We start from the raw sequence: 24,453 nt of genomic DNA, 5'->3' as shown, positions 1-24,453 counted from the left end.
ATTCCCGGCCGGAGGCCGGGACGCTGGTCCGGCAGATCGCTCCCTCGGCATGTGCGCAACACCGCGCCTCATCAGCTACCTACCCAACATTTTTGTTGCGGCAGAATTTCCTAAGTGCATGTATACTGGCGGCAATACTTACCGTGTGACACGTTGATCGCACGATGCCATAACTTGCCAGATTTTCCAATGAAATTACGCCAACTTGCCGTTTTCCTGGGTGGCTACCTGGTGACGGTCCTCGTCCTCGCCCGCCTGTACCACAGCTTTTCCGGGACGCCCTCGGTCGACATCATTGCCACCTGTACCGCCATCGCCCTGCTGATCGGCTTCGGGGCCGGCACCTCGGAAACGGCCGCCCGCCACGCGACGAGCTTCGCGCTCGCTTCCTTCTGTGGCGCGCTCACGATCCTGCTGTCGTTCTGCATGGGCAAGGCCGGCCTGGCTGTGCTCGCCCTGCCCTATGTGTTCCACTGGACGACTGCCACCTGCATCGGCCTGCAGGCGGCGCGGCTGTGCCGGACCGCCCTGAACGTACCGGCAGCGCAGTAAGGCGGGTCAGCAGCCGCGCGACAGGCTGGACGGTGGCCGAGCGCAGGCTGCAGTGCTGCAGCCTGCGCCTTTAATGAAAACACCCTGCCGGCCAAGGCTCCGCAGGGGGAACTTCGCTTCGGCCGCAGGCAGCGGCCTTGTCGAACCCGGACTACATGAATCACGCGCGCTTGCGGCGGGCCGCGGCAGCTGCGCCGAGGCCGCCCAGTGCAAGCAGGGCCAGGCTTGCAGGTTCAGGCACTTCGGCGGCGGCGATATAGGTCGGCACAATGCGCGGGACGAACTCTGCATAGCCACCGAGCGAATCCAGGGTGCTGGCATAGCTCGGCGCAATGGTGCCGGCGCTCACAGTGCCGGTCAGCGAACCCGAGAACGGCAGGAACTGCAGGCCATTGCCCGTCTGGAACAGGATGCGTGCCGAGTACTCGGTAAAGTAGCTGTATGTGCCATCCGCTGCGCGCGTGATGTCGAAGCTGAAATTCGCATAGCGATCGCTCCCGAAGTTATCGAACACAGTAAAGCTGGTCGGTCCGCCATCGCGGAAATACGTCCATTCCGAAGTGATGGTATCCACGCCTTCCGCTCCCAGAGGCTGAACGTTGAAGCCGAAGGTATAGTTTGTCGGCGTGCCGGCGATCGGCACCGTCAACCGGTAATCCGCAATCGACTGGTTGTCGTCATGCTGGACGACATAGCCGCTGATCGGTCCGGTGAAGTTATATTGAATGTAGCCTGCGGAGGCGTTCAGCGAGAACAACGCGGTGCAAGCAAGTGCCAGGACTTTTTTGAACATGATGGTCTAGGTTGGTTGATAACGCAGGGCTATATCAGCAACTTGCATGCCATCAAAAAAAGTGCAATTTAATCAAATACTTGAAAAAAATTCGCTATGTTCAAATATTTTTTGTAAATCTTTCCGACAATGAAAGATGTCAGTTGAACGTGCTCGATATTGCCGAGCCGGACCGCTAATAAAAAAGCCGCCCGCAGGCGGCCCTGGTCCGATACCACCCATTTCATTCGTCGACATCGGCCCCGACATTGATCGCGGCGTAGGCCCGTTGCACCGCAACCGCCTCCTTGCTCCCCTTCCCGTACAGTTCCTCGGCCGACTCGATCATCTTGGCGCGCGCATCGGCATAGTTGGTACTCGACGTGAACTTGGTCGTGTTGGCCTTGAACCAGATCCGGTAGGCCTTGTCGAGACCGATGCCGGTCATGGCCGCCGGCGTCTTGACCAGGTACTTGCTGTAGTAGTCGCCGGTCTTGTCCTCTTTCGATCCCTGCGCCAGGAAATAGAACATCCGGTTATTGGGACCGCTGCTGTAGTGGACGTCGAGGCGCTTGATCGAGTTGCTCCAGGCGTCCGGGCTGCTGCCGTCCTTGCTGGGGCGGTACATCCAGCGCAGCGGCGTGCCGCTCTTGCTGATTTCCTTGCCCAGCACCCAGTCGTTGCCGGTGGCCGGGATGCGGTCGCCCTTGCCGCCGGCGCGCGCATAGGCCTCGACCGCTTCGCCGTTGATGTCCGAACTCGACTCGTTGAGGCCGCCGGATTCGCCAGAGTAGGTCAGGTTCGAGGTGGCGGCGGTGACGCCGTGGCCCATTTCGTGGCCGATCACGTCGATCGATCCGAGGCTGTTGAAGCTGGAACCGTCGCCGATGAACATGCAGCGGCAGGTGTCGCTGTAATAGGCGTTGTCGTAGGCGGTGTTGACGTGGGCCGCGATGTAGGTCGAGGTGTTGTGGCCGTCCAGCGAGAGCCAGTTGAACACGTTCTTCAGCGTGTCGTAGGTGTTCATCAGGCCCCACATCGCGTTCACCGCCGCGGTCTGGCCATTGGCGTCGGTGGTGGAACCGCCGGCGACATACTGCTTGCCGTCGCCCCAGACGTTGTCCGCGCCTTCGCTGACGTAGACGTTGCCGGCACTGGTGCCGTGGTTGGCGTTGGTGATCGCCATCGCGCCGAAGGTGCCGCCCGTGCCGCGGCTGTCGTCGATCATCTTGTACTTGCCGTCGACCAGCGTGGTGTTGATCGGCACCTCGCCGTTGTACTGGCTCTTGCCGACGCCGATCACGGTCTGCAGCATGTTCCACTGGTCGAGGATGCGGCCGTCGCGCGCGCTGACCACGGTGTCGTGGTAGAGCGGCTTCTCGCCCACGTGCATGCGGGTGTGCACCAGGTAGGCCAGTTCGTAGTGGTCGACGACTTCCTGCACGTCGAGCGCATTCAATTCCTGCTCGGGCTTGTCGACGGCGCTCTGCACGCGCTCGGTGCGCATCACCGGATAGATGATCAGCTCGGCGCTGGGCGGCGCCACGTGATGCGCTTCCGGTCCGATCGAGGCCAGCGCGGCGTCGATCGCGGCCTTCGAGGAAATGGCGGGGACCACGCTGAAGTCGCTGCCCGGTGCGGCGTTCGCCGCGACCATGCCGGCGCTGTTGGCATGGCTCAATCCGACGCGTCGCTCTGACGCGGATTCCGACCGGATGCGGCCGCCGCTGTCGAGTACCACCACCGATTCCGAGCCGAACACGCGCACGCCCTTGAAGGTGTGGGCCACGCGTGCGACCTGCGTCCCCTGTGGTCCGGGATGCTGGGCAACGATGGCGAAGCCGTGGCGCGCGTCGAGGCCGCGTTCGGCGCGGCGCGCCTCCAGCTGGCCCAGCAGCGCGGCGCGCGCTTGCGGCGTGACCGTCACCGGGGCGCTCATCGTCAACGGGGAAGCCGGCGACGCAGCGGCCGGTGCAGCAGTGCTTGCGGCGCTGACCGCAGCCAAGGTGCAGGCGCCCAGCGAGGCCAGCAAGTTCGGCAAGGTCAGCAAATTGGTGCGCTTGTTCATCTCGTCTCCATTCGGTAGGGGTGACCACCAAACTATGGACGAGCTCGCTTAAAGGGACTTGCTCAAGCGCAAAGACCCCCACGGCGGTGTGACACCGCGGTGGGGGTTGCGTAAAACTGTGCTACAGGGATCGTGCCGCTTACCGCTCCTTGCGGCGCATCAGGTAAGCGACGGTGCCGACCACGGCGCCGGCAATCGCGACTTTCTTCACCAGGCCGGCCTTGTTGTACTGCCATTCGGACTTGATGCCCATCTCGGCCAGCACGTTCGGCACCTTGCCGTGCGCGAGGTCGTCGGCCACGCCTTCGACCACGTTGACGCGGTCGGCTGCCAGCAGCAGCAGCCAGTGGCGCAGGTCGTTTTCGGCCCAGCGGAACGCGGCGCGGCGGATCACGCCCGACAGGCCGCTCGGCGGCTGGGCGGTGCCGAAGATCGGCGTGATCCCGGGACGCTCGGTCGAGACCAGCACCTCGACGTGCTGCGGCTGCTGCGGCAGCTTGCCGACCGGCTCGGGAATGAAGCGCGGCGGCGTGCGTTCCATCGGCACGGCCGGACGGTCCTTGCGGTCGAGATCGGCGCCCCAGCCGTTGATGTGGGCCAGCTGCTCGCGCGTCGGACGCTGCTGCTCGTCCGGATAATCCTGCTGGAATTGATGGGTGTGGCCCTTGTGGTGGTGCTGGTGCGAATGCGGATCGACTTCGTGCGACGTTTTCATGCTGGCTCCTTAATGCTGTGCGTTCTGTGCGCTGGCCTTGACGGCCTTGACCTCGCGGGCCGACGGCGGAATCAGGACGGTCTTGATGCACTCGTCGAGTTTGCTCGAGAAGATGTGGTAAGCGTCCGACACCTCTTCCAGCGGGATGCGGTGGGTGATGATTTCCTTCGGATTGATGCGCCCGGCGCGGATGTGCTCGATCAAGCGCGGCAGGTGACGCTTCACGCTGGCCTGGTTCATGCGCAGGGTCAGGCCCTTGTTCAGCGCATTGCCGATCGGGACGGCATTGAAGGTGGGCCCGTACACGCCGACGATCGACACGTTCCCGCCCTTGCGCGCCGAGTTGATCGCCCAGTGCAGCACCGTGGAGGCGCCGGCCTGCATCTTCATCAGGCGGCCGGTGAGCGTCTGCGCGATCGAGCCGGCGGCATCGCCACCGACCGCGTCGATGCAGACGTCGGCGCCCATCCAGTCCGTCATCTTCTTGATGTGCTCGCCCATGTCGTTGACTTCGCGGAAGTTGATCACCTCGCACTGGGCGTAGCGCTTCACGAATTCGAGGCGGTACTCGACTTCGTCGACCACGATCACGCGGCCGGCGCCCATCAGCCAGGCCGACTTGGCGGCGAAGATGCCGACCGGACCGGCGCCGAACACGACGACGGTATCGCCTTCCTTGATGTCGCCCATCTCGGCCGCCTGGTAGCCGGTCGGCAGCGCGTCGGTCATCAGCACGGCGTCGTCGTCGTGGATGTCGTCCGGGATGACCATGGGGCCGACGTCGGCCATCGGCACGCGCACGTATTCGGCCTGGCCACCGTCGTAGCCGCCGGCGGTGTGCGAATAGCCGTAGATGCCGCCCACTGCGGTCGCCTGTGCATTCGTGTTGTGGCAATTGCCGTAGAGCTCATGCTTGCAATAGAAGCAGTTACCGCAGAACAGGTTGAACGGCACCAGCACACGGTCACCCACCTTCAGGTTCTTTACATCAGGGCCGGTATCGACGACTTCGCCGATGAATTCATGGCCGAAGGTATGGCCGACCCGGGTATCGGGCACCATGCCGTGGTAAAGGTGAAGGTCCGAACCGCAGATGCAAGACCGGGTCACGCGCACGATGGCATCGCCCGGATGTTCGATCACGGGGTCGGGTTTGTGATCGGCGCGGACGCGATATGGCCCACGGTAATTCATTGCCAGCATATGTAGTCCTCCAGTAATTGTCGGGCCTCAAATGTTTCAGACCATGTGCGCCACGTTATGACATATTCATGACAAAGGCGATACGCGCACGGAAATGAATGGCACCTTTTTGAACAATATATCTGACAATTGCAGGTGTTTGTTTTTAAAAGGAAATTTATTGATAAGCAGATTTTCCAAAATAAAACGGCCGCGTCATTCGCGGCCGTTTTATTTCCATTAAAAGTGCTTACAACTGGCGTGCTTCAAATGTATTGCATTGTTCGACTGAACCGGAATCCAGGCCTTTCTTGAACCAGCGCATGCGCTGTGCCGAGGTGCCGTGGGTGAACGAATCCGGCACGACTTCGCCGCGCGCCTGGCGCTGCAAGGCGTCGTCGCCGATCGCGCTGGCGGCAGCCAGTGCCGATTCGACGTCGCCGTCCTGGATGATGCGCTTGGTCTCGTCGGTGTGGTTGGCCCACACGCCGGCGAAGCAGTCGGCCTGCAATTCCACCCGCACCGACAGCGCATTGCCCTGGCTTTCCGACAGCTGCTGGCGTGCGTTGTCGACCTTGCCGGAGATACCCAGCAGATTCTGGACATGGTGGCCGACTTCGTGCGCGATCACGTAGGCCTGGGTGAATTCGCCCGAGACATGGAAGCGCTGCTGCATCAGCTTGAAGAAGGACAGGTCGATGTAGACCTTGCGGTCGGCCGGGCAATAGAAAGGCCCGACCGCGCTCTGGCCGGTGCCGCAGCCCCCGGTACCGGTGCGGCCGGTGTACAGCACCAGTACCGGCGGCTGGTATTTGGCGCCGTTGGCCTGGAAGATCTGGCCCCAGGTGGTTTCCGTATAGCGCAGCACGGTCCTGACGAACTGGCTTTCGCGGTCGGTCGCAGGCGGTCCCGAAGGCGTATGTTGCTGCACCTGGGCGGGCGACCCGCCGCCGCCCGACAGCAGGCTCAGGATGGTGCCTGGCGAAACGCCGAAGAACCACGACCCGAGGAGCGCCACGACGACGGCGCCGATCCCGAGGGAACCGCCACCGAGACCGAAGCCCCCGCCGCCGCCGCTGTCGCCGCGGCGGTCTTCCACATTGCTGCTCTGTTCATCGCCTTCCCAACGCATACCGTCTCCTTCGTGTCAGCGCCCTGGCGTGCGCTTCAGATTCACCACACTCATGTTCTCGCGCGCATCCTTGATGCGGAAGTCCTCGTCGACGGCCAGTCCGGCTCGTTGTTCATCGTTACGCGAACGTTCGCTGCGCTCGCGTTCGACCTCGCGCTCCACGCGCGCCTGTTGGGAAACCCTGGGCATTCTCGTCGTCATGACTATCCTTTTCGATCCGGACCAGCCTCCTCCAGCCAGTCCACGCCCGCAGTATGCCACCACCACGCCGGCGGGTCTGTTCGCACTTGCACATAGCATGTTAAATTTGTGACATCACCTCGATGCTTATGTGCGCTTGCGCACGGAGCAGGCCGGGTATGTACGCCATGCTCCAGCACATGGCTATCCAGATCGCATCCACCGCTGCCCTTGCCGACCTCGGCGCACTCCTGCGCGCCCGGGATTACCGCTTCATCACGGTCACGCCGGCCACCCACCGCCGCGTCAACCGGCGCCCGGAAAACGAATGGGCGGACGATCTGCGTGGCGTGCTCGGCTGGAGCCGGCCGTTCCGCGAGGGCGTGCTGCCGCCGGATATCGAAGCCTTGCTGGACGGGGCCGGCCTGCTCGCGGATTGCCGCAATGGACAAATTCGCGGACGGCGGTCGCTGGTGCGGGCCTCGACCATCGGCGACCGCCTGTATTTCCACTCGGCCTGGCCGACTTCCGACGACGATGCCGTGTTCTTCGGCCCCGACACCTACCGCTATGCCGCTGCGATGCAACGCGCGCTGGCGTCGCCCTTGCTCGGCCGTCCGCCCAGCGACATCCGGCGCGCGGTCGACATCGGCTGCGGTGCCGGTCCGGGCGCGATCGAGCTGGCGCTGCAATGCCCGCAAGCGACCGTCTACGGCGCCGACATCAACCCGGACGCGCTGGCACTGGCCGCGGTCAACGCCGGCATCAACGGCGCCGCCAGGCTGGTGACCTGCCGCAGCAACCTGCTGGACGGTGTCGACGGCAGCTTCGACCTGGTGATGTCGAACCCGCCCTTCATCCTCGACCCCGATGAACTGCCCTACCGCCACGGCGGCGGCGAACATGGCGCCCAGCTGTCGATCGACATCGTGCGCACCGCACTCGAACGCCTCAACCCAGGCGGCAGCCTGCTCTTGTATACCGGCATCGCGATCGTGGAAGGCGAAGACCGCTTCCTGGACGCCATCCGCGGCATGCTGGACGAAGCCTGCAGCGCCTGGGCCTACGAAGAACTCGACCCCGACATCTTCGGCGGCCAGCTCGGCTGCGAGGGGTACGAGAACGTCGAGCGCATCGCGGCCGTCTGGCTGCATGCGGTCAAACGCAGCTAGTCCTCATTTGCCGCTGGTGGCGTTGACGGCTTTCTCGTGTTCGCCGAGGCCGACCGCCTTGTAGTCGTAGGTCGGATAGAACTCTGTACGGTAGGCACCCCATGCCGTGTCTTCCAGCACGCGGTTGACTTCGCGCAGGCGCGACGCCGGCAGCCGTACCGTGATTACCTGGCCGATGCCCATCGCGACGTACCAGCTCACCACTTCGACGCCCTGCGGCGGAAACGCTTTATAGAAACCCTGCTTTGCCAGCTGCGCGTTCAGTTCGGCCAGCGGGCGCGATTGATCGTGCTTGAGGAAGATGGTGAGCAGGATGGCGTTGTCCGGCGTGGCCGCTGCCGTGCCGCTGCCGGGGGCGGCGACGGTCTGGGCCTGGGCGGCGGCCGTGCAGGCAAGGCTTGCTGCGACGAGCGTGAAAATGCGAGCGAAGCGGGTGGCGATCATGGGCGGGCTCCTGGTGCGTTGATAAGTGACAGTGCGCAAACGTCTTGATGCAAAGATGTAATCGTTATAACTTTTTATCACATTCCGCCTATGCAAGTGGAACTTCACGAACGCCAGGGCCTGGCTCGCGCGATCCGGCAGGCGTGCCGGACTGTAAAATACGGCGTTTCGGCTCCTCAGCTTTTCATGCACACACTGGAACAACTACGCAGCGGCGCACTCGCGGGCACGGTCCGCCTTCAACTTGCCTGCGGCCTCACGGAATTCCCGCCTGAAATCTTCGATCTCGCCGACAGCCTGGAAATCCTCGACCTGTCGGGCAACGCGCTGTCTACCCTGCCCGAGGACTTGCCGCGCCTGCGCAAGCTGCGTGTCCTGTTCTGCTCGAACAACCGGTTCACCGTACTGCCTGCAGTCCTCGGCGCCTGCCCGGCGCTGAGCATGATCGGCTTCAAGAGCAACCGCATCCGCGAGGTGCCGGCCGCTGCGCTGCCGCCCGCACTGCGCTGGCTGATCCTCACCGACAACTGTCTCACCGCCCTGCCGGCAACCATCGGCCATTGCACACAACTGCAAAAGCTGATGTTGGCAGGTAATCAGCTGACCGCGCTGCCTGCGGAACTGGCAGCCTGTACCCGACTGGAATTGCTGCGCGTTGCCGCCAACCGCCTGACGGCGCTGCCGGCCTGGCTGCTCGCCATGCCCCGGCTTGCGTGGCTGGCCTGCGCCGGCAATCCCTTCAGCACCGCGGACGAGGCGGCGGCCGCGGCGGACGCGACGCCTGACCCGATCGCATGGCCTCGCCTCGAGATGGCGCAGCGCCTGGGCGAAGGCGCGTCCGGCGTGATCCATGAAGCGGCCTTGCGGCAGACGGGGCCGCAAGGCGGCGCGGCCGGGCAGCCGGTGGCGGTCAAGCTGTTCAAGGGCGCAATGACCAGCGACGGCCTGCCGCGCTGCGAACTGGCCGCCTGCCTCAGTGCAGGCAACCACCCCAACCTGATCCCGCTGCTGGGCGAGGTGACCGGCCATCCCGACGGCCTGCATGGCTGCGTCATGGCACTGATCGACCCGGCCTTCCAGAACCTCGCGGGTCCGCCCAGCCTGGCAAGCTGCACGCGCGATGTCTATCCGGCCGGCAAAGCGTTTTCGCAGACGGTGCTGCTGCGGCTTGCCTACGGCATCGCGGCGGCGGCCCGGCATTTGCACGAACGCGGCATCATGCACGGCGACTTGTATGCGCACAACATCCTGCATACCGGCCGCGGCGATGCCTTGCTGGGCGATTTCGGTGCGGCTTCGCTGTATACGCGGGACAGCGCGCAGGGCGAAGCGCTGGAGCGGCTCGAGGTGCGTGCTTTTGGCTTGCTGCTGGGGGAATTGATCGAACGTTGCGTGGAGGTGGATGCTTCCGTGCTGGCGCGTCTGGTGGAGCTGCAGGGGCGTTGCGTGCAGCCGGTTCCCGGGGCGCGGCCGGTGTTTGAAGATGTTGCGCGGGAGTTGGCTTTGGAGCTCGAGGGGTTGTTGGCTGTTGGCTGATGCTGCGCTGCTGGGTTGTTGGGTTGCTGGCGCTTGGTATGCGCTTCGCGCGCCGTCCGCTTGCGCGAACGGCAGAGTGGCGATTCGGGCGGTTGGCGCAAGCATGCGCCAGACCTTCGAATCCCAACGCGAGGCGCGCAGGCGCCTCGCTCCCTCACCGCCAAAACAAAAAGGGCCCCCTTTTCGGGGGCCCTTTTCTTATTTGGCGGAGAGGGTGGGATTCGAACCCACGGTACGGTCACCCGTACGCCTGATTTCGAGTCAGGTACATTCGACCACTCTGCCACCTCTCCTGGTAACCGGTCGCTTGCGTCGCGAGAGGCCGTATTATAGAGGGTGGTTGAGAATGTCGCAAGGGTATTGTTTTGTGGGTTTTGGGTGCTGGTGCGTTGATGGGCTTCTGGCAGTTGATGGGCCACTGGCTGGTTTAGCACCACTGCGGTATGCGCTTCGCGCGCCGTCCGCTTTCGCGGACGGCAGAGTGGCGATTCGGGCGGTTGGCGCAAGCATGCGCCAGACCTTCGAATCCCAACGCGAGGCGCGCAAGCGCCTCGCTCCCTCGCCGCAAAACAAAAAGGGCCCCCTTGCGGGAGCCCTTTTCTTATTTGGCGGAGAGGGTGGGATTCGAACCCACGGTACGGTCACCCGTACGCCTGATTTCGAGTCAGGTACATTCGACCACTCTGCCACCTCTCCTGGTAACCGGTCGCTTGCATCGCGAGAGGCCGCATTATAGCAGCCCTGCACGAAAACGGAAGAGCTATTTTGCCAACTGGTGCCGGTCAGGCCGACAGGCGCTCCAGGCCGCCCATGTAGGGGCGCAGGACTTCCGGGACCACGACACTGCCATCCGCCTGCTGGTAGTTTTCCAGTACCGCGACCAGGGTGCGGCCGACGGCCAGGCCGGAGCCGTTCAGGGTGTGCGCGAGTTCCGGCTTGCCCTGGGCATTGCGGAAGCGGGCCTGCATGCGGCGGGCCTGGAAGGCTTCGCAGTTCGACAGCGACGAGATTTCGCGGTAGGTGTTCTGGGCCGGTAGCCAGACTTCGAGGTCGTAGGTCTTGGCAGCGCCGAAGCCCATATCGCCGGTGCACAGCGACATCACGCGGTACGGCAAGCCCAGGTTTTTCAGGATGGTCTCGGCCTGGCCCACCATCTCTTCCAAGGCCTCGTAGGATTTCTCCGGATGCGCGACCTGGACGAGCTCGACCTTGTCGAACTGGTGCTGGCGGATCATGCCGCGGGTGTCGCGGCCGTAGCTGCCGGCCTCCGAGCGGAAGCACGGGGTGTGGGCCGTGATCTTGATCGGCAGCTGGTCGAGCGCAACGATCTCGTCGCGCACCATATTGGTCAGCGAGACTTCCGAGGTCGGGATCAGGTAAAAGTTCTCGCCCTCGCCTTCCACGCCGCCCTTCTTGACCGCGAACAGGTCTTCCTCGAACTTCGGCAGCTGGCCGGTGCCGCGCAGCGAGTCGGCGTTGACCATGTACGGGGTGTAGCACTCGGTATAGCCGTGCTGGCCGGTGTGGGTATCCAGCATGTACTGGGCCAGGGCGCGGTGCAGGCGTGCCATGCCGCCTTTCATCACCGAGAAGCGCGAGCCGGTCAGCTTGGTCGCGGTGTCGAAATCCAGGCCCAGCTTTTCACCGATGTCGACGTGGTCCTTGACGTCGAAATCGAAGCGCGGCGGCGTGCCGACGCGGCGCACTTCGACGTTGCCGCTTTCGTCGGTACCGGCCGGCACCGATTCGTGCGGCAGGTTCGGCACCGACTCCATGAAGCGCGCCAACTTCGCCTGCACGTCGGCCAGCGCCACTTCGTTGGCCTTCAGTTCGTCGCCGAGGCCGCCGACCTGCTTCATGACTTCGGTCGTGTCTTCGCCTTTGCCCTTGAGCATGCCGATCTGCTTGGACAGCGTGTTGCGCTTGCCCTGCAGTTCTTCGGTGCGGGTCTGGATCGCCTTGCGCTCTGCCTCGAGGGCGTTGAATGCGGCGACGTCGAGCTGGAACTTGCGTGCGGCCAGGCGCGCCGCGACGTTGTCGATGTCTTTGCGGAGGAGTTGGATGTCAATCATTATAGGTATGGGCCAGGCGGAGTAATCGAAATCACAATTGTACCAAGCCGGGCGCCGGTGGCGCGGCGTTTCGCCGATTATGGAATCGATAGCAGATCAGAGGTGGCACGATCGCTTTCGCCATGGCCGGCCGCCAGCGTGCGCGCAAAGCGTCCGTAGTTCGCGGCCGCGTTGAAGTGCGCTTCCCAGTGCAGGCGTGCCGATGTGCGGCAGGCGCGCGCGGCGCTACGGTCGCGGAAGCGCAGCATGGCGGCGGCGATCGTGGCGGCGTCGGCGTCGGCATGGATCAGCACGCCGTTCGCGGCGTTGACGATCTCGGCGGTACCGCCGACGTCGGTGGCGATCATCGGGATGCCGGCCGCGCCGGCTTCCATCAGGCTGACCGGGATGCCCTCGGTGTCGCTGACGTTGACGATCGCATCGAAACCTTCGTCGCGGTACACCGCCATCAGTGCCGGCTGCGTCAGGTAACCCTTGAACACGGCCTGCCCGCGGGCGCCGAATGCGGCGAAGGCGCCGGCGGCCTGGGCGCGCACGGCGTCCAGCAGCGGCCCGTCGCCGACATGGGTCCAGCGCACCTCGAGCGTCGGGTCCGCCGCCAGCAGGTGGGCGATGGCGTCGACGATCAGGTGCAGGCGCTTGCCGGGCACGGCGAACGAGCACGACACCAGCGACAGCGGCCCGGCGGACGGCTGCACGTTCAGGAAACCCGGATCGGCGACACCGAGCCGGGCCGTGTCGAACTTGGCCGCGAGGGCCGGAAAGCGGCGGTTCAGGTAACGCAGGCCGTCCTCGGAAATCGTGTAGATGGCATCGATGCCGGCCACGATGCTGCGCCGCAGCCCGGCATACCCGCCCGGCTTCAGGTATTCGTAGAGGTCGCCGCCGTGGGCGCGGCAGACGATACGCACGGGACTGCCGCCGGCCTTGCGGAAGGCCAGCGCGCCCTGGATTTCCGGCAGCAGCCAGTAGTAATAAATGAGGTCGACGCCCTCCCCGGCCCGTTCGCGGTCCGCCAGGTAGCGTTCGAACATGCGCGCCCGGTACAGCGCGCGCACCAGTTCCTTGAGACTGTCCAGCTTGCGCGGCTTCGCCAGGATGCTGCCGAGGTCGGCAACCCAGCGGTAGCGCAGAAGCGCGGCCAGCAGGGCGCCGGCGACGCGCGGCAGCCGCAAGGCGCCCCAGCGCGCATCGGCATAGGCCAGGTCGACGCGCTGGCGCACCGGCCGCGCCGCGGTGCCGGGCTCATAGAAGATCGGCACCAGGTCGATGGTGCCGAAGCACTGCGACAGATGCTCGAGCTCGGCCGCCACGAAAGCTTCGCCGGTGCCGTAAGGATAGAGCGAGGTCACCATCAGCAGGCGCTGCGGCTTCATCGGGCGCCCTCCCCGCCGGCGGCCGCGATGCGCTCGGCCATGATGCGCCCGTACATCGTGATGGTGAACACCGCCGTGACCGTGAACGCGACGCTCGACGCCAGCGCCGCGCCCGGCGTGCCGAACACCGGAATCGCCAGCAGGCAGCCGCCGCCGTTGAGGCTAAACGACAGCAGCGCCCCCTGGATGTTGACCCGCTGCAGGCCCATCCCGGCCAGGGAATTGGACACCACGCTCATGTAGCTCCAGGTGATGATCCCGGGCAGGAGGATGACAAAGGGCAGCACCGAGCCGGCATAGTCGCGGCCGAATACCCACGGAATCGCGACCACCGACAGCAGGCCGGCCAAGACGCCTCCGGCCAGCGTGATCTTGAATACCGAAAGCGCGATCTTGCGCACCATCTTCTGCAGGGCCGCAGGCGTGCTGTTATGCGCGGCGGATTCCGGGAACACCACCACCGTGGCCGCGCTGGCGATCATCCACAGCACTTCGGCCAGCTGGATCGACAGCGCGTAGCGGCCGGCTGCGGCGGGATCGAGCAGGAAGCTCACCAGGTACAGCGCCACCCGGTAATTCAGGAAGGTGATCACGTTGCTCAGGTGGGCACGCAGGCCGAAGGCGATGGCCGTCCCCAGCTTCAGGCCGTGGTCCGGTCCGGCTACGGCCGGTGCGGCATAGCGGCGCACCCGCCATTCGCTGACCAGCCACAGCGCCGCCTGGCTGAGGATATGGCAGGCCAGCACCGCCGGCACGCTGACCGCACCGAGTGCGCCCAGCAGCAATACGCCGGCACAGAATACCAGCGGCTGGGTCAGCGCAGTCTTGTTGTAGGTGGCGTAGTCGCGCGCGCCCTGGATCAGTGCCGACGTCCAGGCCGCCAGCAACATCATCGGGAACAGCAGGCTGGCGTACAGTGCGGTGCGCTTGGCGGTGCCGGGCAGGTAGTGGGCGATGGCGCCGTCGCTGGCCAGCAGCAGTGCCAGCACGGCCGCGGCCCACAGCGCCAGCGCCAGCGCCCAGTTCATACGGCGCATGGTGCGCGCGCTGCCGGTTCCGCTGCTCATGTGGAACACATGGCTGGGACCGAGGCCGAGGTTGAGGAAGGCGTACAGGCTCTGCGGCAGCAGCAGGGCCGTGACCAGCAGGCCGTTGTCGTGGGCGCCGAGCTGGCGCGTGGTGACCCACAGCGCCACGAAGTACAGGCCGCTGGAGACGACCTGGCGCAGCAGGGTCGAGCCGATGGCGGCCGACAGGTCGAACCGGGCATCCGGGGTGCGGCCGAGGGCAAGCGAGGCCAGCAGGCTTTTCATGTGGGTCATCATAAGTGAGCCATTATCGGGTGCTGCTGCGGCCCGGACCTGTGCCCGATCAATGCACGGCTCGCATGACAAATCGGTCGCCGGCTCGCGCCAGCGCAAGGTCATGCAGCGTGGGTTCGGATAAGGTCGCAAGGTCGCTGCCGCTCTATCTGAATAGAGACAACCGCCCTGAGGACCGCCGTGCGCGCCCTGCCCTGCCTGCTGATGCTGTGTCTGCCGTGTGCCTGCCAGGTGCCTGGCGGCACTGCCGCGGCTGCCGCGGGCGGCGGCCGCACGCTGTGGGTGGCGCCCGACGGCGACGACGCGAATCCGGGCACGCGGCGCGCGCCGCTGCGCACGCTGGGTGCGGCGGCAGCACGGGCCGCCTCCGGCAGCGCAGCCGGCACCACGGTACAGGTCGCGCCGGGGGTCTATCAGGAAAACGTCAGGACCAGCGCCAGCGGCCGTCCCGGTGCCCGGGTCCGCTACCTCTCCACCGTGAGATGGGGTGCGCGCATCGTCGGCAGCGGCACCGAGGCGGTCTGGATCAACCACGGCCGCCACGTCGAGATTGCCGGCTTCGATCTCAGCGGCAGCGGGCGCATCGGCCTCCTGAATTACGGGTCGTGGGTACGGATGCGCGACAACCACGTGCACGACCTGCAAGTCTCCGGCGGCTGCACCGGGGATGGCGGCGGCGGCATCGTGAACGCCAACTACAAGGGGTCGCATGGCGAGATCGTCGGCAACGTGGTGCACGACATCGGCGTACCCGGTGCCTGCCAGGGCGTGCACGGTATCTATTACTCGAACCTGCATGGCCGCATCGAGAACAATATTGTTTACCGTGCGGCGGCCTGGGGCATCCATCTGTGGCATGCCGCCGATCAGGTGATCATTATTAACAACACCGTGTTCGCCAACGGTTCGGACAAAATCGGCGGCGGCATCGTGGTCGGCACCGGCGACAGTCCCGGCGGCGTGAAGCTGACCGGAACCCGCATCGCCAACAATATCGTCGCCTGGAACCCGCGCGCCTCGATCCAGCAATACTGCGATCCCGACGAGGCCTGCATCGGCACCGGGAATGTGGTGGCCGACAACGTGGTGTATGGCAACGGCTTGGGCATCCAGATGCGTGTCGGGAAAGCCACCGGTACCATTGTCGACGATCCGCATTTCGTCGACTTCCGGCCCGATGGCAGCGGCGATTATCGTTTGAAACGGCATTCACCTGCATTCGGCCATGGGGCCGCAATCGATATCGGCACCGCTGCAAAACGCTGATGCATTGAATACTTGCCTTTTTCCACGCGACGGCAAGCCATGCGAATGACCTGCTATCGCCTGCTGTTTTCCTTCCTCTCCCTATCGTTCCGATAATTCGATTTTCCAATAGGAAAATCTTTTCAAATCAACAGCTTGTCCGTTCGTATTCAATTACCGCGGATTCGTCATGTTTCATCGATATATGTTCCCTAATATAAATTCCATTAAGGAAAACCTTATTAAATAACTTATATCCCAGGGAAAATTTTTTTTCAAAAAGATTGAACTTAGGAAGTTTCCACCGCTCAAAGCTTCCGTATTTCAATTTTTGAGAAGGGTTTTCCCAATGAAACGAATCGTCACTTTTGCTTCGAATGTTCACGCCAGCGCACTGCTCTGCTGCAGCGCCGCCGTCCTCCTGACCGCTTGTGGTGCTGATACCAGCGGCAGCAAGACCGACACCGCGACCCTGTCGCACGGTGTCCAGAGCGCGAACGCATCCGAAGCAACTGTTGCCGCCGCCGGCCAGACCGCGGCGTTGACGGAAGAAAGCGCAGGTACCGGCGCTTTCGAGCATGCTTCGGCAACTGCCACCGCACCGCAAACCACCCGCCTGCTGGCGACCATCTCGTCGGCTACCACCGGCACCAACGCCACCGCGCAGGTTACCGACCTGTACCGCACCCTGCTCAACCGCGAGCCGGACAGCGGCGGCCTGCAGTTCTGGGTCCAGCAAGTAAACGCCGGCCTGTCGATCGACGGCGTCAAGAACGAATTCCTGAACAGCGCAGAGTACAAGAACCTGCAGGCGACTGCACCCGCGCCGGTCGCCGATCCGTCGGCCTACCACCTGTACGTGGCGACCACCGGTTCGGATTCGAACAGCGGTACCAAGGCCGCGCCGTTCAAGACCATCACCAAGGCCGCCTCGGTTGCCAAGGCCAGCACCACCGTCCACGTCGCCGCCGGCACCTACAACGGCAACGTCAGCACCAAGACCAGCGGCAGCGCATCGGGCAAGATCCGCTTCGTGTCCGACACCAAGTGGGGCGCCAAGATCGTCGGCACCGGTTCCGAAGCCATGTGGACCAACAACGGCAACTACGTCGAGATCAACGGTTTCGACATCACCGGTCCGGGCCGCCTGGGCATCCTGAACTATGCGTCGAACACGCTGGTCGCCAATAACCACATCCACAACCTGACCCTGTCGGGCGGCTGTACCGGCGACGGCGGCGCGGGCGTGGTCAATGCGACCTACGGCAGCACCAACGGCGACATGATCGGCAACGTCGTACACGACATCGGCAAGCCGGGCGGCTGCAACGGCGTGCAGGGCCTGTACTCGTCGAACACCGGCGGCACCATCGCCAACAACGTCGTCTACCGCGTCTCGTCCTTCGGCATCCACCTGTGGCACGCGGCCAGCGGCACCACCATCGCCAACAACACGGTCTTCGCCAACGGCTCGGCCGGCATGGGCGGCGGCATCGTGATCGGCGTGGGCGATTCGCCGGGCGGTGTCCTGCTGAACAACGTCAAGGTGCTCAACAACATCGTCTACAACAACCCGCGCGGCGGCATCCAGCAGTACTGCTACTCGGGTGCGACCTGCATCGGTACCGGCAACGTCGTGTCGAACAACCTGGTCTACGGCAGCAGCACCAACGTCGGCATGCTGAAGGGCAGCGCGACCGGCACCATCAGCGCCGATCCGAAGTTCGTCAGCTACAACCCGACCGCCACCGGCGACTACCGCCTGCAGAGCGGCTCGCCTGCCGTGAACAAGGGCATCGCCAGCGGCGCCCCGGCAGTCGACATCCTCGGCGTGGCCCGTCCGAAAGGCGGCGCCTTCGACATCGGCGCCTACGAAAGCTTCTGATAGCCCGCTAGCGCAAGCTCGGCACGATGCCCGGCACCTGGTGCCGGACACCGGATACAAGCCCTGTGACGGTGATGCCGTCGCAGGGCTTTTTTTATCTGGGCAGGCACATCGGACTGGCGGCGAAGGCAGCTCATGCCAATGGCGCCCGTGGATGAACTGAACAATATGCGGCGTTCCATTTCATATTCGAAATCAAGTGTTGCGTTTTCATTCATACGGAAAATTTTTTTACGAAAAGATTGAACTTAGGAAGTTTCCTGCGCTCAAAAGCAGTATCAATGACTTCTTGATTCAAGGAACTTCCCTAGATGAAAAACGCAATCGCTTCGCTCTTCGCCCACCGTGCCAACACCCTCGTCGCCTGCAGTGCAGCCGTCCTGCTCGCCGCTTGCGGCGGTACCGACGCCGGCAGCAGCGCCGCCGCCCAGACCGCAGCCAAGCTGGCCGTCGCCAATGCCGACAAGGGTGCCGCCCTCGTCGACGCCGCTGTGACCGCGGCCGGTGCTGCACCGCTGAGCGCCGCCAGCTTCAATGTCGATGGTTACGAGAAAGAAGTGCAAGCTGCAGCCGACGCAGCCCAGGCCGAAGGCGGCACCAAACTGCTGGCCACCCTGACCAGCGCAACCCCGAACGCCACCACCACCAGCACCTACCACCTGTACGTGGCCACCACCGGTTCGGATTCGAACACCGGTACCCAGGCTGCGCCGTTCAAGACCATCACCAAGGCCGCCTCGGTTGCCAAGGCCGGCACCACCGTGCACGTCGCCGCCGGCACCTACAACGGCAACGTCAGCACCAAGACCAGCGGCACCGCGACTGCCCGCATCAGCTTCGTGTCGGACACCAAGTGGGGCGCCAAGATCGTCGGCACCGGCACCGAAGCCATGTGGACCAACAACGGCAACTACGTCGACATCAGCGGCTTCGACATCCGCGGTCCGGGCCGCCTCGGCATCCTGAACTACGCGTCGAACACCCTGGTCTCGAACAACCATATCCACAACCTGACCCTGTCGGGCGGCTGCACCGGCGACGGCGGCGCGGGCGTGGTCAATGCGACCTACGGCAGCACCAACGGCGACATGATCGGCAACGTGGTGCACGACATCGGTACGCCGGGCGGCTGCAACGGCGTGCAGGGCCTGTACTCGTCGAACACCGGCGGCAAGATCATGAACAACGTGGTGTACCGCGTTTCGTCCTTCGGTATCCACCTGTGGCACGCGGCCAGCGGCACCACCATCGCCAACAACACGGTCTTCGCCAACGGCTCGGCCGGCATGGGCGGCGGTATCGTGATCGGCGTGGGCGATTCGCCGGGCGGTGTCCTGCTGAACAACGTCAAGGTGCTCAACAACATCGTCTACAACAACCCGCGCGGCGGCATTCAGCAGTACTGCTACTCGGGTGCGACCTGCATCGGTACCGGCAACGTCGTGTCGAACAACCTGGTCTACGGCAGCAGCACCAACGTCGGCATGCTCAAGGGCAGCGCGACCGGCACCATCAGCGCCGATCCGAAGTTCGTCAGCTACAACCCGACCGCCACCGGCGACTACCGCCTGCAGAGCGGCTCGCCTGCCGTGAACAAGGGTATCGCCAGCGGCGCCCCGGCAGTCGACATCCTCGGCGTGGCCCGTCCGAAAGGCGGTGCCTTCGACATCGGCGCCTACGAAAGCTTCTGAATCCAGTCACGCTAATATCTAGAGCACAGGAAGTAAAAAGCCCCGCGACGGTCCGGCCGTCGCGGGGCTTTTTTCATTTCTCAGGATCGTGGATCAGTCTTCGCCGCCGGCATCCGCATCCAGCTGGCGCAGGAAGGCCAGCTTGTCGGCTACCTTGCCCTCGATCCCGCGCGGCACCGGCTGGTACCAGCGCGGCTCCGGCATCCCGTCCGGCAGGTAGGTTTCGCCGGCCGCGTACGCATGCGGCTCGTCGTGGGCATAACGGTAGGCATGGCCGTAGCCGAGTTCCTTCATCAGCTTGGTCGGCGCATTGCGCAGGTGCACCGGCACCTCGCGCGACTTGTCCTTGCGCACAAAGGCCATCGCGGCATTGAAGGCGTTGTAGCCGGCATTGCTCTTGGCCGCGATCGCCAGGTAGATCACGGCCTGGCCCAGCGCCAGTTCGCCCTCGGGCGAACCCAGGCGTTCATAGGTGGTGGCAGCGTCGTTGGCGATCTGGATCGCGCGCGGGTCGGCCAGGCCGATGTCTTCCCAGGCCATGCGCACGATGCGGCGCGACAGGTACTTGGCGTCGGCGCCGCCGTCCAGCATGCGGCACAGCCAGTACAGCGCGGCGTCCGGATGCGAGCCGCGCACCGACTTGTGCAGGGCCGAGATCTGGTCGTAGAAATTGTCGCCGCCCTTGTCGAAGCGGCGCGCGTTCAGGGTCAGCGCGTTCTCGACGAACTCGCCGGTGATGCGGGTGATGCCGGACGTTTCCGCCGAAGTCTTGGTCTGTTCCAGCAGGTTGAGGAAGCGGCGCGCATCGCCGTCGGCGTAGCCGACCAGGGTCTGCACCGCCACCTCGTCGAACTGCAGGTGGCCCAGCACCCGCTCCTGCGCGCGCGCCAGCAGCTGGCGCATCTCGTCGTCGTTCAGCGCCTTGAGCACATAAACTTGGGAGCGCGACAGCAGTGCCGAATTGACTTCGAACGAGGGGTTTTCGGTGGTGGCGCCGATCAGCGTGACCAGGCCGCTCTCCACGAAGGGCAGCAATGCATCCTGCTGCGATTTGTTGAAGCGGTGGATCTCGTCGATGAACAGGATGGTGTGCTTGCCGCGTGCCAGGTACTGCTCGGCCTGCTCGATGGAAGCGCGGATGTCCTTGACCCCGGACAGCACCGCCGACAGCGCGATGAATTCGCAATCGAAGGCGTTGGCGGTCAGGCGCGCCAGCGTGGTCTTGCCGACGCCCGGCGGCCCCCACAGGATCATCGAGTGCGGCCGCCCCGATTTGAAGACCAGGTTGAGCGGCTTGCCCTCGCCCAGCAGGTGGCTCTGGCCGATCACCTCGCCGATGGTTTTCGGGCGCAGCGCTTCGGCCAGCGGCGCTGCGGGTTCGGTCCGGAACAGGTCGTCGGTGTTGTGCTTGTCCATCTTGCGTATGTGTGGCCGGATAACGAAAACGCAAGTGTAATGGATGAGAACGATGCCGCGTTAGTGCAGCCTTACTGGTGGGAGACTTCAGCCCCCTTCGGCACCTCGAACTTGAAGGTTTGCGCGCCCAGAGACGGGTTGCGCTGGAAGCTGGTGAACTTCAGCAGCGTGGTCTGGCCGAAGTTGTCCTTCAGCTCCATCGCCTGCGGCACGCCGTCCTTCAGGCCGATGCCGATCTGCTCGAAGGTGGTGTCCTTGGTCTTCGGGGTGGCACTCAGCCACTCGAGGCCGTCGCGGGTGCCGGCTTCGGCCAGCGTGAAGTTCTTTTCCAGGTCGTTGCTGCCGAACAGGATCGCGGCCGGCGAGCTGCCCAGCGCATTGCCCAGCTTGCGGGTGGTCACCTGGTTGAGGTCCTTGTCGTACAGGTACAGGGTGTCGCCGTCGGCCTGCAGCACCTGTTCGTAGGGCTTCTGGTAGGTCCAGATGAACTTGCCGGGGCGGGCGAACACGAAGGTACCGGTCGAGGGCGGTGCGGCCTTGCCGGCGGTGGTCTTGCGGAGCTGGGTCTGGGTGAAGTCGCCGCGCGCGGATTTGGTGCCGGCGACGAAGGATTTGAACTGGTCCAGCGCGGCGGCAGAGGCGTGGGTGCCGATAGCCAGGGTGGCGGTTGCGATCAGGGCGGTCAGGGTCGTTTTCAGCGTCATTGTCGTGTTCCTTTTTTTGTTGGCCGAAGGGGTGTGGCAGAGCAGGCCGCGGTTGGGTGCGTGCGATGTGCGGTGGACGGCGGAGCCGTCCACCCTGCCCAGCGTCGCCGTCGCCGTTTTTATTCGGCGCTGGCGGCGGGCACGAGAATGTCGCGGTTGCCGTTCGACTGCATCGGCGACACCACCCCGCTCTGCTCCATCTGCTCGAGCAGGCGGGCGGCGCGGTTGTAGCCGATGCGCAGGTGGCGCTGCACCAGCGAGATCGAGGCGCGGCGGTTCTTGAGCACCACCTGCACCGCCTGGTCGTACATCGCGTCGGATTCGCCGCCGCCTTCGCCGGCCGCCGCACCCTCGCCGGCGCCGCCTTCTTCGGCCACGCCCCCTTCGAGGATGCCTTCAATGTAATTCGGTTCGCCGGTCGACTGCAGATGTTTTACAACTCGATGCACTTCGTCATCCGACACGAAGGCACCGTGCACGCGTACCGGCAGGCCGGTACCCGGCGGCATGTACAGCATGTCGCCCATGCCGAGCAGGGTCTCGGCGCCCATCTGGTCGAGAATCGTGCGCGAGTCGATCTTGGACGACACCTGGAACGCGATACGGGTCGGGATGTTGGCCTTGATCAGGCCGGTGATCACGTCGACCGACGGACGCTGGGTCGCCAGGATCAGGTGGATGCCGGCGGCACGCGCCTTCTGTGCGATACGGGCGATCAGTTCCTCGACCTTCTTGCCGACCACCATCATCAGGTCGGCCAGCTCGTCGATGATGATGACGATCGTCGGCAGCTTTTCCAGCGGCTCGGGATTGTCCGGCACGATCGAGAACGGGTTCGGGATGTGTTCCTCGCGCTTGGCCGCATCCAGGATCTTGCCGTTGTAGCCGGCCAGGTTACGCACGCCCAGTTTGGACATCAGCTTGTACCGGCGCTCCATCTCGTTGACGGCCCAGTTCAGCGCGTGGCCGGCCTGGCGCATGTCGGTGACCACCGGCGCCAGCAGGTGCGGAATGCCCTCGTACACCGACATTTCCAGCATCTTCGGGTCGATCAGGATCAGGCGCACGTCGGCCGGGTCGGCCTTGTACAGCAGCGACAGGATAGTAGCGTTGATGCCGACCGACTTGCCGGAACCGGTGGTACCCGCCACCAGCAGGTGCGGCATCTTGGCCAGGTCGGCCACCACCGGCTTGCCGGCGATGTCCTTGCCCAGCGCCACGGTCAGCGCCGAGGTGCTGTCGGCGTACACCTTGGAGCCGACGATTTCCGTCAGGCGCACGATCTGGCGTTTCGGGTTCGGCAGTTCCAGCGCCATGTAGTTCTTGCCGGGGATGGTCTCGACCACGCGGATCGACGTCAGCGACAGCGAGCGCGCCAGGTCGCGCGCCAGGTTGACGATCTGGCTGCCCTTGACGCCGGTGGCCGGCTCGATTTCGTAGCGGGTCACGACCGGGCCCGGATAGGCGGCCACGACCTTGGCTTCGACGCCGAAGTCGGACAGCTTTTTCTCGATCAGGCGGCTGGTGAATTCCAGGGTCTCGATGGCGACCGATTCCTGGGCCGGCGGCGCCTCGTCCAGCAGGCCCAGCGGTGGCAGCGTGGAATCGCCCGAGACTTCGAACAGCGCGGTCTGGCGTTCCTTCTCGGCGCGTTCCGAACGCGGCACGCTGACCATTTGCGGCTCGATCTTGATCGCGGACGGCGCCGCGGCGGCTGGCTGCGGCGCAGCAGCAGCGGCACGCGCGGCCGGGGCTGCCCGCGCCGGCGCCGGCTGCTGGAAGGGTTCGTCATCGAGCGCCGGTTCGGCCGGCGCCTTGGCCAGCGAAATCTGCGGCTCATGGCGCGGCTCGCCCTGCGGCTCCACCCTGCCCTCGGCGGCGGCCGGCTCGGCTTTCGTCTTCGACTTGACCTTGGCCATGGCCTTGGCCAGGAAGCCCGGCTGCACAGCCGGCTCTTCGAAGCGCTCTTCGTCGAGCACGTCGTCGGCCGTACGGGTGTCGACATGGCGACCGACAGCGGGTTCGTGCTTCAGCACCGGCGCATTGCCGTGCTTTTCGACGAACTTGGCACGCTCGTGCACCACCGCCTCGTCGCGCCGGTGCGCCGCGACTTCGCCCAGCGCGCGGTCTTCGCGGTCTTCGTAGCGCAGGCGGAACCAGTCCCAGCCACGCTCGACCGACTCGCCGATGCGTTCGGCCGTCGCCAGCCAGGACACCTGGAAATACCAGGAAAAGCCGAGGCCGAACAACAGCAGCAGCAACAGGGTGGCCCCGGTGAAGCCCAAGGCGGTATGGGCAGCGTGGCCGATCAGCTGGCCCAGCACCCCGCCGGCCGCGCGCGGCAATTCGACCTTGAGCGACCACATGCGCAGGTATTCGAGTCCCACGCTGCCGGCGAACATCAGGGCGAAGCCGACCCAGCGGATCACGGTCTCGCCCTGGTGCTCGGGTTCGGGGAGCGGCTGCTCGACCACGAAGCGACTGTGCAGGCGGCGGTAGCCTTTATACACGGCGCGCGTAAAACAGACGCACAGCCACCAGGCCGAGAAGCCGAAGATGAACAGCAGCAGGTCCGCCAGCCAGGCGCCGGCGCGGCCGCCGAGGTTGGCGACGTGGGCCACCGCGTTTTCGTGCGACCAGCCCGGATCGGCTTTGTTATAACTGAGCAGGATGAGGACGAAATACAACAACGCGACGGCCGTGGCCAGCCAGCGCGCCTCGGACAGCAGGCGCACGAGCCGGTTCGGCAGCGGCTGCCGGGGTGCCCGGGGCTTGTGGGTATAGGTCGAACCGGTCGAAGTACTATTCTTGCTCATACGAGATGCTACTGAATGAAGCCGATACAGCGAAAGATGTTCATTCTAAGCCATATATGGCCGGGAAGGCCCCACGATTCATGCTTGTTTGCATCATCGAATATAATCTCCGGTCCGATTCCCCCTTGATTCCGATGACCGGCGCCCCCACTTGCCGCCCATCATCACCTGAG

At 64.6% G+C, this 24,453-nt stretch carries 19 protein-coding genes and 2 tRNA genes; 6 read left to right on the top strand and 15 right to left on the bottom strand.

Annotated features, from left to right (window positions below; translation table 11 throughout):
- Positions 1-189: 189 nt before the first annotated feature.
- Complete coding sequence (locus FBX97_RS03860; protein WP_141828897.1) at positions 190-552, top strand: hypothetical protein; 363 nt, start codon at positions 190-192, stop codon at positions 550-552.
- Positions 553-712: 160 nt separating this feature from the next.
- Here the strand turns inward: FBX97_RS03860 and FBX97_RS03855 are convergent, their stop codons facing one another.
- From FBX97_RS03855 to FBX97_RS03830, 6 genes are all read right to left on the bottom strand, one after another.
- Positions 713-1,345, bottom strand: coding sequence for a PEP-CTERM sorting domain-containing protein (locus FBX97_RS03855; protein WP_141828896.1), 633 nt, complete (start codon positions 1,343-1,345; stop codon positions 713-715).
- 223 nt (positions 1,346-1,568) lie between these two features.
- On the bottom strand, positions 1,569-3,392 hold the full coding sequence (locus FBX97_RS03850; protein WP_141828895.1) for a M4 family metallopeptidase: 1,824 nt from the start codon (positions 3,390-3,392) through the stop codon (positions 1,569-1,571).
- A gap of 139 nt (positions 3,393-3,531) precedes the next feature.
- A complete protein-coding gene (locus FBX97_RS03845; protein WP_141828894.1) occupies positions 3,532-4,107 on the bottom strand; it encodes a hypothetical protein in 576 nt (191 codons plus the stop codon).
- A gap of 9 nt (positions 4,108-4,116) precedes the next feature.
- Entirely contained in the window at positions 4,117-5,310 is a 1,194-nt protein-coding gene (locus FBX97_RS03840) for a zinc-dependent alcohol dehydrogenase (RefSeq protein ID WP_141828893.1), read from the bottom strand.
- Between the two features lie 229 nt (positions 5,311-5,539).
- Entirely contained in the window at positions 5,540-6,421 is an 882-nt protein-coding gene (locus FBX97_RS03835) for a neutral zinc metallopeptidase (RefSeq protein ID WP_141828892.1), read from the bottom strand.
- A gap of 15 nt (positions 6,422-6,436) precedes the next feature.
- Positions 6,437-6,622, bottom strand: a complete 186-nt coding sequence (locus tag FBX97_RS03830; protein WP_141828891.1) for a hypothetical protein — start codon at positions 6,620-6,622, stop codon at positions 6,437-6,439.
- Positions 6,623-6,780: 158 nt separating this feature from the next.
- Here FBX97_RS03830 and FBX97_RS03825 point away from each other — a divergent pair, with 158 nt between their 5' ends.
- Positions 6,781-7,773 (top strand): class I SAM-dependent methyltransferase, encoded by a 993-nt coding sequence (locus FBX97_RS03825; RefSeq protein ID WP_255517282.1) that lies wholly within the window; start codon positions 6,781-6,783, stop codon positions 7,771-7,773.
- Positions 7,774-7,776: 3 nt separating this feature from the next.
- On the opposite strand, the gene FBX97_RS03820 is transcribed toward FBX97_RS03825, so the two are convergent.
- Complete coding sequence (locus tag FBX97_RS03820; protein WP_141828890.1) at positions 7,777-8,217, bottom strand: hypothetical protein; 441 nt, start codon at positions 8,215-8,217, stop codon at positions 7,777-7,779.
- 186 nt (positions 8,218-8,403) lie between these two features.
- On the opposite strand from FBX97_RS03820, the gene FBX97_RS03815 reads away from it, so the two are divergent.
- On the top strand, positions 8,404-9,753 hold the full coding sequence (locus FBX97_RS03815; RefSeq protein ID WP_141828889.1) for a leucine-rich repeat-containing protein kinase family protein: 1,350 nt from the start codon (positions 8,404-8,406) through the stop codon (positions 9,751-9,753).
- Positions 9,754-9,956: 203 nt separating this feature from the next.
- On the opposite strand, the gene FBX97_RS03810 is transcribed toward FBX97_RS03815, so the two are convergent.
- From FBX97_RS03810 to FBX97_RS03790, 5 genes are all read right to left on the bottom strand, one after another.
- Positions 9,957-10,046 (bottom strand) — tRNA-Ser (locus FBX97_RS03810).
- 313 nt (positions 10,047-10,359) lie between these two features.
- Positions 10,360-10,449: transfer RNA gene (locus tag FBX97_RS03805), tRNA-Ser, on the bottom strand.
- An 86-nt stretch (positions 10,450-10,535) separates the two neighbouring features.
- The gene (gene serS / locus FBX97_RS03800; RefSeq protein WP_141828888.1) at positions 10,536-11,825 is read right to left on the bottom strand and encodes a serine--tRNA ligase; all 1,290 of its coding nucleotides are present in this window, start codon (positions 11,823-11,825) and stop codon (positions 10,536-10,538) included.
- 77 nt (positions 11,826-11,902) lie between these two features.
- Complete coding sequence (locus FBX97_RS03795; RefSeq protein ID WP_141828887.1) at positions 11,903-13,201, bottom strand: glycosyltransferase; 1,299 nt, start codon at positions 13,199-13,201, stop codon at positions 11,903-11,905.
- Positions 13,198-14,514 (bottom strand): lipopolysaccharide biosynthesis protein, encoded by a 1,317-nt coding sequence (locus tag FBX97_RS03790; RefSeq protein WP_185748462.1) that lies wholly within the window; start codon positions 14,512-14,514, stop codon positions 13,198-13,200. Before FBX97_RS03790 ends, FBX97_RS03795 begins: the two co-directional genes overlap by 4 nt.
- A 189-nt stretch (positions 14,515-14,703) precedes the next feature.
- Between FBX97_RS03790 and FBX97_RS03785 the strand changes: the two genes are divergently transcribed.
- The 3 genes from FBX97_RS03785 (at position 14,704) to FBX97_RS03775 (ending at position 19,344) form a co-directional block, all read left to right on the top strand.
- On the top strand, positions 14,704-15,789 hold the full coding sequence (locus FBX97_RS03785) for a right-handed parallel beta-helix repeat-containing protein (protein ID WP_255517281.1): 1,086 nt from the start codon (positions 14,704-14,706) through the stop codon (positions 15,787-15,789).
- 328 nt (positions 15,790-16,117) lie between these two features.
- Positions 16,118-17,653: a choice-of-anchor Q domain-containing protein gene (locus FBX97_RS03780; RefSeq protein WP_141828885.1), complete on the top strand. Its 1,536-nt coding sequence runs from the start codon at positions 16,118-16,120 to the stop codon at positions 17,651-17,653.
- A 311-nt stretch (positions 17,654-17,964) separates the two neighbouring features.
- A complete protein-coding gene (locus FBX97_RS03775) occupies positions 17,965-19,344 on the top strand; it encodes a right-handed parallel beta-helix repeat-containing protein (protein ID WP_141828884.1) in 1,380 nt (459 codons plus the stop codon).
- 93 nt (positions 19,345-19,437) lie between these two features.
- Here FBX97_RS03775 and FBX97_RS03770 read toward each other — a convergent pair whose 3' ends face one another.
- From FBX97_RS03770 to FBX97_RS29945, 3 genes are all read right to left on the bottom strand, one after another.
- Entirely contained in the window at positions 19,438-20,760 is a 1,323-nt protein-coding gene (locus tag FBX97_RS03770; RefSeq protein WP_141828883.1) for a replication-associated recombination protein A, read from the bottom strand.
- 71 nt (positions 20,761-20,831) lie between these two features.
- Positions 20,832-21,464: an outer membrane lipoprotein chaperone LolA gene (gene lolA, locus FBX97_RS03765; RefSeq protein WP_141828882.1), complete on the bottom strand. Its 633-nt coding sequence runs from the start codon at positions 21,462-21,464 to the stop codon at positions 20,832-20,834.
- Positions 21,465-21,583: 119 nt separating this feature from the next.
- Positions 21,584-24,280 carry a DNA translocase FtsK gene (locus FBX97_RS29945; protein WP_141828881.1) on the bottom strand — a complete coding sequence of 899 codons (2,697 nt, stop codon included), beginning with the start codon at positions 24,278-24,280 and terminating at the stop codon, positions 21,584-21,586.
- Positions 24,281-24,453 lie beyond the last annotated feature (173 nt).

This window comes from Herbaspirillum sp. SJZ107 (genome assembly GCF_006715485.1).
GTDB lineage: Bacteria > Pseudomonadota > Gammaproteobacteria > Burkholderiales > Burkholderiaceae_D > Telluria.
The sequence above is the reverse complement of the archived record's forward strand: the minus strand, read 5'-3'. Positions and strand labels throughout refer to the sequence as shown.